The organism is Paenibacillus sp. FA6 (genome assembly GCF_051550225.1).
Classification (GTDB): domain Bacteria; phylum Bacillota; class Bacilli; order Paenibacillales; family Paenibacillaceae; genus Paenibacillus_AQ.
Map to the genome: position 1 here is coordinate 990,268 of NZ_CP188820.1, position 10,780 is coordinate 1,001,047.

Annotated in this window: 15 protein-coding genes; all 15 read left to right on the top strand. The window is 41.2% G+C overall.

Features of this window, described 5'->3' with window-relative positions; all coding sequences use genetic code 11:
* The first annotated feature begins 14 nt into the window (after window positions 1-14).
* The 15 genes from ACP8HI_RS04450 (at window position 15) to ACP8HI_RS04520 (ending at window position 10,779) form a co-directional block, all read left to right on the top strand.
* Window positions 15-599, top strand: coding sequence for a phage scaffolding protein (locus ACP8HI_RS04450; protein WP_438349926.1), 585 nt, complete (start codon window positions 15-17; stop codon window positions 597-599).
* Between the two features lie 18 nt (window positions 600-617).
* Window positions 618-1,574 (top strand): major capsid protein, encoded by a 957-nt coding sequence (locus tag ACP8HI_RS04455; RefSeq protein ID WP_438349927.1) that lies wholly within the window; start codon window positions 618-620, stop codon window positions 1,572-1,574.
* Between the two features lie 19 nt (window positions 1,575-1,593).
* Window positions 1,594-1,947 carry a hypothetical protein gene (locus ACP8HI_RS04460; protein ID WP_438349928.1) on the top strand — a complete coding sequence of 118 codons (354 nt, stop codon included), beginning with the start codon at window positions 1,594-1,596 and terminating at the stop codon, window positions 1,945-1,947.
* Between the two features lie 12 nt (window positions 1,948-1,959).
* A complete protein-coding gene (locus tag ACP8HI_RS04465; protein WP_438349929.1) occupies window positions 1,960-2,337 on the top strand; it encodes a hypothetical protein in 378 nt (125 codons plus the stop codon).
* Entirely contained in the window at window positions 2,331-2,693 is a 363-nt protein-coding gene (locus tag ACP8HI_RS04470; protein WP_438349930.1) for an ABC transporter ATP-binding protein, read from the top strand. Before ACP8HI_RS04465 ends, ACP8HI_RS04470 begins: the two co-directional genes overlap by 7 nt.
* The gene (locus ACP8HI_RS04475) at window positions 2,693-3,190 is read left to right on the top strand and encodes an HK97 gp10 family phage protein (RefSeq protein WP_438349931.1); all 498 of its coding nucleotides are present in this window, start codon (window positions 2,693-2,695) and stop codon (window positions 3,188-3,190) included. The genes ACP8HI_RS04470 and ACP8HI_RS04475 overlap by 1 nt, the downstream gene beginning before the upstream one ends.
* Window positions 3,180-3,608: a phage tail terminator family protein gene (locus tag ACP8HI_RS04480; protein WP_438349932.1), complete on the top strand. Its 429-nt coding sequence runs from the start codon at window positions 3,180-3,182 to the stop codon at window positions 3,606-3,608. The genes ACP8HI_RS04475 and ACP8HI_RS04480 overlap by 11 nt, the downstream gene beginning before the upstream one ends.
* Window positions 3,609-3,612: 4 nt before the next feature.
* On the top strand, window positions 3,613-3,828 hold the full coding sequence (locus tag ACP8HI_RS04485; protein WP_438349933.1) for a hypothetical protein: 216 nt from the start codon (window positions 3,613-3,615) through the stop codon (window positions 3,826-3,828).
* Window positions 3,829-5,145, top strand: coding sequence for a phage tail sheath family protein (locus ACP8HI_RS04490; protein WP_438349934.1), 1,317 nt, complete (start codon window positions 3,829-3,831; stop codon window positions 5,143-5,145). It abuts the gene before it with no gap.
* A 20-nt stretch (window positions 5,146-5,165) separates the two neighbouring features.
* On the top strand, window positions 5,166-5,660 hold the full coding sequence (locus tag ACP8HI_RS04495; protein ID WP_438349935.1) for a phage tail tube protein: 495 nt from the start codon (window positions 5,166-5,168) through the stop codon (window positions 5,658-5,660).
* 62 nt (window positions 5,661-5,722) lie between these two features.
* Entirely contained in the window at window positions 5,723-6,151 is a 429-nt protein-coding gene (locus tag ACP8HI_RS04500) for a phage tail assembly chaperone (protein ID WP_438349936.1), read from the top strand.
* A 241-nt stretch (window positions 6,152-6,392) separates the two neighbouring features.
* Window positions 6,393-6,956 (top strand): hypothetical protein, encoded by a 564-nt coding sequence (locus ACP8HI_RS04505; RefSeq protein ID WP_438349937.1) that lies wholly within the window; start codon window positions 6,393-6,395, stop codon window positions 6,954-6,956.
* A gap of 79 nt (window positions 6,957-7,035) precedes the next feature.
* Entirely contained in the window at window positions 7,036-9,159 is a 2,124-nt protein-coding gene (locus ACP8HI_RS04510; protein WP_438349938.1) for a tape measure protein, read from the top strand.
* Between the two features lie 5 nt (window positions 9,160-9,164).
* The gene (locus ACP8HI_RS04515) at window positions 9,165-9,824 is read left to right on the top strand and encodes a LysM peptidoglycan-binding domain-containing protein (protein WP_438349939.1); all 660 of its coding nucleotides are present in this window, start codon (window positions 9,165-9,167) and stop codon (window positions 9,822-9,824) included.
* Window positions 9,817-10,779 carry an XkdQ/YqbQ family protein gene (locus ACP8HI_RS04520; RefSeq protein ID WP_438349940.1) on the top strand — a complete coding sequence of 321 codons (963 nt, stop codon included), beginning with the start codon at window positions 9,817-9,819 and terminating at the stop codon, window positions 10,777-10,779. Before ACP8HI_RS04515 ends, ACP8HI_RS04520 begins: the two co-directional genes overlap by 8 nt.
* Window position 10,780: the final 1 nt, after the last annotated feature.

Genomic DNA, 10,780 nt, shown 5'->3' on the forward strand with positions numbered 1-10,780 from the left:
AAAGGATGATATAGATGAATAAAGAACAATTAATGGCAATGGGTCTAACTGAGGAGCAAGCAGATAAGGTTTTAGCGGGTATCGGAACAACGATTCCAAAGAGTCGATTCGACGAAGTGAACGACGCTAAAAAGAAACTCGAAACTGATTTGGTAGCTCGTGATAAGCAGTTGGAGGATTTGAAGAAGGTAGATGCAGAAGGTTTACAAGCTCAAATCGAGAAGCTTCAAGGTGAAAATACAACGGCAAAAGAGCAGCATGAGGCACAGATCAAGAAAATCCAAATTGATGGTGCAGTTGATCGAGCCCTAACAGGTGCGAAGGCAAAGAATATCAAAGCGGTAAAGGCTTTGCTTGACCTTGATAAGGCTGAACTTGATGGCGAAACAATTAAGGGTTTAGAAGACCAGCTTAAAAAGCTACAAGAGGGTGAAGATTCCAAGTTCCTTTTTGATGCGCAATCTACAACACAACAACCTAAGTTCAAGGGAATCAAACCCGGTGAATCAGGTGAAGGGCAGCCTGGCGGAGGAACACAACCATCTTCACTTGCTGAAGCAGTAAAGATGCATTTTACAAGTAGTGAACAAAACAATTAGAAAAGGTGGTAATGTACCATGGCAGTTACTTTAGCAGAAGCAAAATTAAATGTTCAAGATGCACTTCAAATGGGGGTTATTGATGAGTTCGCAAAATCAAACTTCCTATTCAACAACTTAACGTTCGATGATGTGGTATCTCCCACGGGTGGAGGTGCAACATTAACCTATGGGTATACTCGATTAAAAACGCAACCTACCGCTGCATTCCGTGCCGTGAATAGTGAGTACACATCACAGGAAGTGACAAAAGAACGGATCACGACAGACTTAGCCGTATTCGGTGGAGCGTTCAAAATCGACCGTATTATTGCTAATATGGGCGGTATCATTGATGAAGTAACACTTCAAATGGCACAAAAGATCAAGGCAGCTTCTGCATTGTTTAACGATACGGTCATTAATGGTGATACGGCTACTGAATCTATTGCTTTCGATGGATTAGAAAAAGCACTCACAGGGTCCTCAACTGAATATATGCCAACAGATGTAATAGACTTATCTACTTCAGCTTTGGTTACGGCTAATTACGCCGCCTTCCTAGATGATCTAGATGAATTTTTAATGGGTCTTGATGGGACGCCTGGATTCATTGGTGGTAACTTGAAGTTAATCGCTAAGATTCGCGCAGCTGCTCGACGTGCTGGAGCTTACCAAGTAACTAAAAATGACTTCGGTCAAAATGTAGAATCTTACAACGGTATTCCATTCGTTGATTTTGGAGCAAAGGCAGGTTCTAACACACCTGTTGTGGCTGTTGACGGAACAACTGGTGAGACATCCTTATATGCCGCTAGATTGGGACTAGATGCTTTCCATGCTATTTCTATGGCGGGTGTGGCACCTATTCAAACGTGGGTACCGGATTATACAACTGCCGGAGCTGTGAAGACAGGCGAGGTTGAAATGGTTGCGGGTGTGGCGCTCAAGGCTACTAAGGCTGCCGGAGTTATGCGTAAGATCAAAGTTCAGTAATAGGGAGGAGAAATTCTATATGGCAAAGGTAAATGCGCCTAATAAGCAATACAGTGGGGTTTCAGCAGGTGTTACATTCGTGATGGGGGTCGGAGAATGTTCCGATCCTTATTTATTGTCTTGGTTTGGAAGCCGTGGCTATGAGGTTGAGGATATGGAACCAGACGCTGGTCAAGGTGACGGTGGACCTAAAACTGACGAATCAGGCAAAGTTCAGGAGGATGCTGATAATTCAAATGATGGCGATTCTGAATTTGACAGTATGAGCGATGAAGAGATCAAGGCTTACGTTGAAGAAAAAGGAATCGACATCGGCCAAGCAACAAGCCGTAACGGTATCTTGAAGAAGATACTTGAGGTTGAAAAAGAATAGGATGTGAGTTTCATGCTTGATGATGTGAAGAAAAGGCTTGAAACCTTCGGTTACGTAATCGTTGATGGCGATGCATGGGTTCTTGGCTTCATTATTCAAAAGATTGAGAATCACATCAAGTCACAAACCAATCTAAATGAAATACCGATTCCTCTACACCAGAATGCAGTTGATATGGTAGTAGGGGAATTTCTATTAAGCAAGAAGAGCGTGGGCCAATTGACAGGCTGGGATTTGGACACAGCTGTTAAGAGCATCCAGGAAGGCGATACCAATATCACGTTCGCATTAGATTCCGGAAGCATGACACCAGAAGCTAGGCTGAATGCACTGATTAACTTCTTGATGCGTGAGGGGGATTATGCGTTTTACAGGGTGATCAAATGGTGAGTGCTAAACGTAAGGCTATAGAATCACTCTACAAAGGGACATGTACCATCTATGAGTATCAATCCCTTAAAGATCCTATTACTAAGATAACGAAACAGCAAGAAGTGCCTGTGCTTGAGAATCAACCTTGCCGCCTATCGTTTGAGCGTGTAACTTCTGTAAACCAAACGGATACAGCTGGGGTAGTCACTCAGACGATAAAGCTCTTTATCGCACCTGAATTAATGGTGAAGCCGGGGTCCAAGATCTTCATAACTCAGAATGGTCGATCAACAGCTTATCGAGATAGTGGAGAGCCTGCAATATACAGTTCTCATCAAGAAATAACGCTTATTTTGTTTAATGGGTGGGCGTAATGGCTAAATGGGGTAAGGTTGACTTCAGACAGCTCCAGAACCTTCAAAAGAAACTGGATAAGCTTCAGCGTGCTGATATAGGCAAGTTTTCAGAAGAATGTGCCAAGGAACTAGCCGCAAGGTTACTCGCAAAGGTGATTAAGCGAACGACAGTAGGTCAGTATCCAACTTCGTCAGGAAAAAAAGGCGGTACCTTGAGACGTGGCTGGACTGCCAAAACTCATGAGGAAGCGGAGAGTGGCGGGAAAAGCAATGCCAAGGCTTATGCGGAATCACTTGTAGTTACAAAGGTCGGTAGTGTGTACCAGGTTGAGATCATCAATCCAGTTAACTACGCTTCCTACGTTGAGTATGGACACCGTACAGCTAATCATAAGGGTTGGGTGAGCGGCAAGTTTATGCTAACCATTTCCGAAGAAGAGCTGAATGCTCAAGCGCCTAAATTGTTGGAGAAGAAACTCATGAAATACTTAGGGGAGGCTTTCAATGATAAATGATGTTGTTAATGCTATCGCTATAAAGCTGAACCAAGTATTTGGTGAGGATTATACGATCTACACTGAATCAGTTAAACAAGGTCTAGAGGAACCTTGTTTTTTTATTGTCCTTTTAACATCCAGGCAAACACAAGTGATAGGGAAGCGATATTTTCGAGAACAACCATTCGACATTCATTACTTCCCAAGCACAACGGATCAGAAGACCGAGATGCACGAGATAGTTGATCGGCTGAATGATGCACTGGAATACATTACGACGATATCAGGTGATCTCCTACGGGGTACCAACATCAACAGTGAAGTCGTGGACGGAGTGCTTCATTTCTTCGTGAACTACAATTACCACATATATAAGATTACGGATCCACTAGATAAGATGGAAGATTTGAAAATAAAGAACGGATTGAAGGGGTGACAAGATGGCACCAAAGATTATTAAAAATGCAGATGAGAACAAGACATCAACAGATGGATTGATTGAATCCTATAAATTCAGTAAGAAGCAGTTAGTTCAAAGTCAGAAGTATGCCGGACAGAGGGACCTTCTGAACACCTTGCTGAAAGACGATACGAGGTACAGCTTCGATGAAGTAGGTAGCTTAATCACAGATTTTATGGAAGGAAAGGTGAAATAGATGGCATTAGGTGGAGGTACTTTCTTAACACAGAACAAAAAACTGCCCGGTAGTTATATTAACTTTGTGAGTGCTGCCCGGGCTACCGCTTCATTGAGTGATCGGGGTTACGCAGCGATTCCTATCCCGCTTGATTGGGGAGTGGATGGTGAGGTGTTCACCGTAACAGCCGAGGACTTCCAAAAGGATTCACTGAAGATTTTTGGATATGATTACACTCATGCAAAATTGAAAGGTCTGCGTGATCTATTCAAGAACATTCAAACCGGATATTTTTATAAGCTCATGAAAGATGGTGTGACTGCATCGAATACTTTCGCTACTGCAAAACACAAGGGTGTGCGTGGTAATGATTTAAAAACGGTTATCGAAATTAACGTAGATGATATTACCGAGATGGATGTATTAACGTATCTTGGATCTAATCTAGTCGATAGTCAAACCGTATTGCCTAACACGGACAACCTACTGGATACAGATTATGTTACGTGGAAATCCAATGTCGTTCTAACGGCAACGGTGCTAGGTGGACTTTCTATGACGTTAGGGGCTAATGGCGATGATATAGAAGGTGCAGAGCACCAGGACGCACTGGACAAGCTAGAACCGTATTCATTCAATACTCTTGGTTGTGTATCTACCGTTCCGACAATCGCGGACCTGTACGTACAGTTTACGAAGCGATTACGTGATCAGGTAGGGGTTAAGTTCCAAGTGGCTGTTTATCGTTCTGAAGCTGATTATGAAGGGGTAATCAACCTTCAGAACGATGTAACAGATGATACGAACGTTGCGGCTCTCATCTATTGGGTGACAGGTATTGCTGCAGGCGTTGCAGTGAATAAATCTAACACGAACAAGAAATACGATGGTGAGTATGCGGTGAACGTAAGTTACAAGCAAAGCGAACTAGAAGCCGCATTAAAGGCAGGGAAGTTCATCCTGCATAAAGTTGGTGAAGATGTCCGAGTGCTTGAGGATATCAATAGCTTTACGACATTCACAGTTGATAAAAATGAGGACTTCTCCAGCAATCAAACGATTCGCGTACTCGATCAGATCGGTAATGATATCGCAGTCCTATTCAATACGAAGTATTTGGGTAACGTACCGAACGATCCCGCCGGTCGAATCTCATTTTGGAATGACGTAGTAAAACATCATCAGGAATTAGAGCAGATTAGAGCTATTGAGGACTTTAAAGCGGATGATGTTGTGGTTACGAAAGGCGAAACCAAGAAGTCTGTAGTTGTATCCGATGGGGTGACACCAACCAATGCGATGGCCCAACTATACATGACCGTGAAAGTATCTTAAGAGAGGGGAGATGAAAAGTAATGATCAAATTGAATTTACAACACTTTGCTCAAACTATGAAAGCGAAGGATTCTGTCAGCGCGGCACTTGCTGAATGTTTTATAACAGTCGAGGGTAATCGCTATAACTTCATGCAAATTATAGATTTTGAATCTACTTTCGATAAGACTAAAACAAAGGTTCCCATTCTAGGGAAAACAGGTAAGGGTAATAAATCTACTGGATGGGAAGGTACATTCAGCGGGACAGCTCATTACAATCAATCTATTTTTCGTGAATTACTGTACAGATTTAAAGAAACGGGTGAGGATATTTATTTCGACATCCAGGTAACCAATGAAGATCCGACATCTAGTGTTGGTCGTCAAACGATTATCCATAAGGATTGTAACTTGGATGGTGGAGTACTCTCTAAATTCGATGCAGATGGAGAGTATCTGGACGAGCCGATTGATGGCACGTTTGATGACTTCGAAATGCCTGAGAAATTCAAATTGTTACCTGGTATGCAATAAGAGGATGGTCGCTTACATAGCGGCCTTTTGAAATTCAATTAGAAAAGGATAAGGTGATAGATATGAGTAATTTAAGTGCTTTTTTAAGTCAAAATGCAATACAAGAAGATAATGTGAAGTTCGCAGCTTCAAAACGATTCATCGATGCAGAAGGCAAACCTGTTGAATGGGAGATCACAGCCGTTACCAGTGTTGATGATGAAGCGATTCGTAAGCAGTACACAAAAAAGGTGGCAGTTCCGGGAAAGCGTGGGCAGTACACGCAAGACTTTGACGCAAATGGGTATCTGGGATCGTTAGGAACAAAGTGTACAGTATTCCCTAACCTTAATAGCCAAGAGTTGCAAGACTCCTATGGTGTTATGGGTGCCGAAGCCTTACTGAAGGTGATGTTGAAGCCTGGTGAATATCAGGAGTACATGAAGAAGATCCAAGAGGTAAACGGCTTTGATGTAGGTATGGACGACTTGGTCGACGAAGCAAAAAACTAATAAGTGAAGGTGATTTTGACGCTAATATGGCTCATTATTGCCTTCACCAATTAAACATGCTTCCAAGCACATACATGGGTTTACCTAAAGAGGAGCGGGCCTTTGTGATTGGGTCCGTTCAATTTAAGATCAAGAAGGATAAAGAAGAAGCGAAGAAGGCTGGGAACAAAAAGTAGAATGCTAGAATAATAGACCACTCTGTTGTATTATATTGGTAACATATAACAGAGGGGGATCTGTATTGAATATATTAAAGATTAGAAGTTTCAGTCTGTTGTGGATACTGTTAATAGCCGTTATCGGTATTACGGGATGCTCTGCAACTAGCAACGATAACGGTGATAGTAGTGCACCTTTAGGCAATGCTGAATCTATGATCATAAACGCATCTGAATTTAGTAGATTAAGCTCTCAGGAACTTATAGCTAATTTGGGTGAACCGGAGAAGATCGAGGATTATGGATGGAAAGTTCCCAAAAGTGGAGAATCCATAGTAGGGAAATTGTATGTTTACGAAAAAAATAAATATGAATTTATTCTTTTTGATGATTCAGTGGCTAGATTAAATGTATACTCTGGGTCTTACATGGGGTATAGCGATGATAAATTCAGCTTCGAAAGTAAAGATTCCTTATTTCAAATGTTTGGGATAGAAAAAGGAGAACATTTGAAGAAAATTGAGGACAATACTTTGACTTTGAGGTATAGCCCTGTTTCTGATAAAGTGGCAGACTTTTGGATTAATAATATATTGGACGGCAAATTCGATCTAGCGAAAATAACATATAATCTCAATTATTTTTAAGATGGGTAATTAAATATGACAATTCCTTGAGCACTCAATAAGAGTGCTTTTTGTTTTGCCTGAAAGAGAGGTGAAATAGATGGCCACAATCCGAACAGCGATTCAAATCCAAGATGGTATGTCCCCTGCTTTTCGTTCTATGAACACAGCTATGAATGTCGTATTAAATAGCTTCGAGTCCTTACAATCCGCTTCTAGCCAGGCTATTGATACAGCTAGTATTCAGACCGCTCGTCAAGAACTTGCAAAGGCTGAGATAGCATTTAATAGTGTCGAACAAGAAATACGGGACGCAGATGCAGCACAACAACAATTGAATAAAGACATTCATAACGGGCAAGACGCAGCGAGTGGATTAGCTAGTAAATTCATGCAAGTTGCCGCAGTTATTGGTTCCGTGATAGGTGCGAAGAAAATTATTGAATTATCTGATAGCGTAGCACAGACGACAGCCAGGCTAAATTTAATGAATGACGGACTGCAAACGACAGAACAATTGCAAAATATGATATTTCAATCAGCGGAACGTGCAAGGGCATCTTATTTAGGTACTGCTGATGTTGTTGCAAAACTAGGTCAAAGGGCAAAAGATGCGTTTAAATCCAACCAGGAGACGATAGCATTTGCGGAAAATCTAAATAAGATGTTTGTTATTGCGGGAGCTTCACAGCAGGAAGTATCCTCTGCAAGTCTACAGTTAACACAAGCTCTAGGATCTGGGGTTTTACGTGGAGAAGAGTTAAACGCAGTATTTGAAGCTGCTCCAAACGTTATCCAGACGATAGCTGATTATCTAGATGTCCCAATAGGCAAGATTCGAGATATGGCTTCCGATGGAGAGATTACAGCCGACATTGTTAAAAATGCCATGTTATCTGCTACAGATGAGATTAACGCTAGTTTTGAATCTATGCCTAAGACACTAGGTCAGGTGTGGACGAGCGTTAAGAATAATGCTCTAATGGCCTTTCAACCTATACTCGTAAAAATAAATGAGATAGCAAACAGTAGTCGTTTCGAAGAACTTACCAATAATATTATCGCAGGTATTGTTATTCTCTCCAGTGTTGCTATGGATCTGTTTAATATCATATCGAGTATAACTAATTTTTTTGTAGATAACTGGTCTTGGATCTCTCCTGTTGTTTATGGAGTTGTTGGTGCGTTCCTTGCCTATAATGTAGTCGCATTAATAACCAAAGGAATAATAATGGCTCAGGCAGCAGCTAAGTGGGTTGATTGGGCAGCATCGATCGCCCAATCTAGTGCCACATTTATGACCACAGTCGCCCAACACGGTCTAAATGCCGCTATATATGCCTGCCCCATTACTTGGATCGTACTAGCTATCGTTGGATTGATTGTGGTGTTTTATGCAGTAGTGGCAGCTGTAAATAAGTTCGCGGGTACAAGTGTATCGGCGACTGGAATCATTGCAGGTGTATTCATGACAACCCTAGCCTTTATAGGAAATCTATTTGTAGCAGCTGGAAATCTAGTTATTGATGTGGTAGCGATCATTTGGAACTTCATCGCAAGTTTTGCTGAATTCTTTGCAAATGTATTCAACGATCCGGTAGGTTCAATTGTTCGATTGTTCGCCGATATGGGAGATACGATTCTGGGGATCTTGGAAGGCATAGCATCAGCAATAGATACTATATTCGGGTCTAACCTTGCAAGTGCGGTAAGTGGTTGGCGTGGATCTCTTAAAGGTGCCGTTACGGATCTAGTAGGGGAGGCTGAAATCAAAATTCCACGTATGGATGCTAGTGCGTTACATTATGACAGTTTTGATTACGGAGAAGCTTATGATTCCGGATATAAATTTGGGGAAAATGTTGCTGATAAGTTTAGCCTGAGTAACTTAATGGACTCAATTAACATCCCAGGTTCGGATGCCGCTACAAGTGCGATTAACGCTGGAGACTATGCTAACAAAATGGATACTGGCGATAAAATAGCGGACACTGCTGCAAATACAGCAAAGATGGCAAAATCCATGGAAGCATCAGAAGAGGATTTGAAATACCTACGCGATGCTGCAGAGCGAGATGTTGTTAACCGATTCACTACTGCAGAGATCAAGGTAGAGTTAACAAACCATAACACGGTTAGTTCGGATATGGATCTGGACGGTATGGTTGATTATTTCGGTGAAAAGTTAGAAGAAACCATTGATGCTGTAGCGGAAGGGGCGTAAGGATAATGGCATATAGTTTTTACATGGATAGCGTACAGTTACCGATCGCTCCTTCAAAGTTGCAAATCAAAATCAGTAATAATAATAAAACCATCACTCTTATTAATGAAGGCGAAGTAAACCTTTTGAAAAAGGCAGGGCTAACAGAAGTTTCACTCAGCATAATAATTCCGCAAGTTAAGTATCCATTTGCTATTTATCCGGATGGATTTCAAGAAGCTGCGTATTATTTAGATAAATTCGAGAAGTTAAAGACTAGCTTGAAGCCATTCCAGTTTATCGTATCCCGTGTATCTCCTGGTGGGGTACTGTTATTCGATACCAACCTCAAAGTGACGTTAGAAGACTACAGCATCACTGAGGATGCGAATAACGGATCTGACATAACGGTTGCATTGAACTTGAAGCAGTATCGGGTATACGGAACAAAGATAGTCACCTTGAAAAAGGATACAGATCTAAAGACAACTGCACTAACGACGACTAAGGGACGAGAGGTCACAAAGCAAGCAGTCAAATCACATATCGTTGTAAGTGGCGATACTCTTTGGGCAATCTGTAAAAAGTCTCTAGGTGATGGTTCGAAGTATACTCAAATAGCCAAGCTGAATGGAATCAAGAATCCTAATCTAATTTCTGTAGGGCAGGTGATTAAATTTGAGTAATATCGAACTAAGTATTCAGAATGGCTCGACTATCCTATATCCCGTAGTTGAAGAAGGGATCGTATGGGAAACAGCAAGGAAAGGTTCTCCTGGTAAATTAACATTTTCGGTGCTTAAAGATGCGGGGTTAAACTTTCAGGAGGGTAATGCAGTTCGCCTGAAGATTGACGACCAAAACGTATTCTATGGATTTGTATTTGCCAAAAAGAGATCAAGAGATAATTCGATTACTGTCACTGCTTACGACCAGTTACGTTACCTTAAAAATAAAGACACCAAGGACTATACGAATAAAACTGCTAGTGAATTTTTGAAAATGCTTGCTACTGATTTTAATCTGAATACTGGCATGATCGAGAATACGGTTTATAAGATTGCATATAGGCTAGAAGAGAATAAAACCTTGTTCGACATGATTCAAAGCTCCCTCGATCTAACGTTAGACAACAAAAAGAAGCTGTATGTCTTATATGATGACTTTGGTAAATTAACGCTAAAAGATATTGAATCAATGAAACTAGACTTGCTAATCGATGAAGAAACTGGAGAGAACTTCGACTATACGACTTCAATCGACTCGAACACGTACAACAAGATTAAGCTTTCCTACGATAATGAGAAAACAAAAAAACGAGAAATCTATATCGCTATGGATAGCAATAATATGAACAACTGGGGCACGCTTCAATACTTTGAAGAAATCAATGAAACTACTAACGGTAAGTTGAAAGCGAACACGTTATTAGAAATGTATAACCGTAAAACACGTAACTTGAGTATTACGAATGCCTTTGGTGATGTCCGGGTGCGTGCTGGTAGTAGTCTAGTCGTGAAGTTGAACCTTGGAGACATTAACATAGCAAACTACATGATAGTGGAAAGTGTTAAGCACACCTTCAAGCAAGACGAGCACCTTATGAATCTGACACTTAGGGGAGGTGAGTTCATTGCGTAAT